This window comes from Streptomyces caeruleatus (assembly GCF_001514235.1).
In the GTDB taxonomy this organism is placed as follows: Bacteria; Actinomycetota; Actinomycetes; order Streptomycetales; family Streptomycetaceae; genus Streptomyces; species Streptomyces caeruleatus.
Window position 1 is genome coordinate 1,070 of the sequence record NZ_KQ948926.1, and the last position, 515, is coordinate 1,584.

Genomic DNA, 515 nt, shown 5'->3' on the forward strand with positions numbered 1-515 from the left:
GCTCGGCCACTTTGGGTTCTCTCCTTGTGTGCAGGTGTTGCGTCCCACCGTATGACGGCGGGGGGAGGGGAAGTTTCGGGGTCTCGCTATACGGGCGGAATCCGGACGGCCGGTGTCACCCGACCGTCCGAACGCGTCGTTACGCCGACCGGTCGAGCGCGCGCAGCGAGCGGTCCGTGATCGAGCGGGCGCCGCGGCCGATCGCGATGGTGCCGGACTGGACGAGCTCCTTGATGCCGAACGGCTCCAGCATCTTCAGCATGGCCTCCAGCTTGTCGCTGGATCCGGTGGCCTCGATGGTGACGGCCTCCGGGGAGACGTCGACGGTCTTGGCACGGAAGAGCTGGACGATCTCGATGATCTGGGAGCGGGTCTCGTTGTCGGCGCGGACCTTCACCAGAACGAGTTCGCGCTGAACGGCCGAACCGGGCTCCAGCTCGACGATCTTCAGCACGTTGACCAGCTTGTTGAGCTGCTTGGTCACCTGCTCCAGGGGGAGGTCGGCGACGCTCACC

The 515-nt window shown here is 66.2% G+C and carries 1 protein-coding gene; it reads right to left on the bottom strand.

Features of this window, described 5'->3' with window-relative positions; all coding sequences use genetic code 11:
• Positions 1 to 139: 139 nt before the first annotated feature.
• The coding region (gene ilvN, locus AQJ67_RS08820) for an acetolactate synthase small subunit (protein ID WP_063807302.1) at positions 140 to 515 on the bottom strand (376 nt) is incomplete at its 5' end.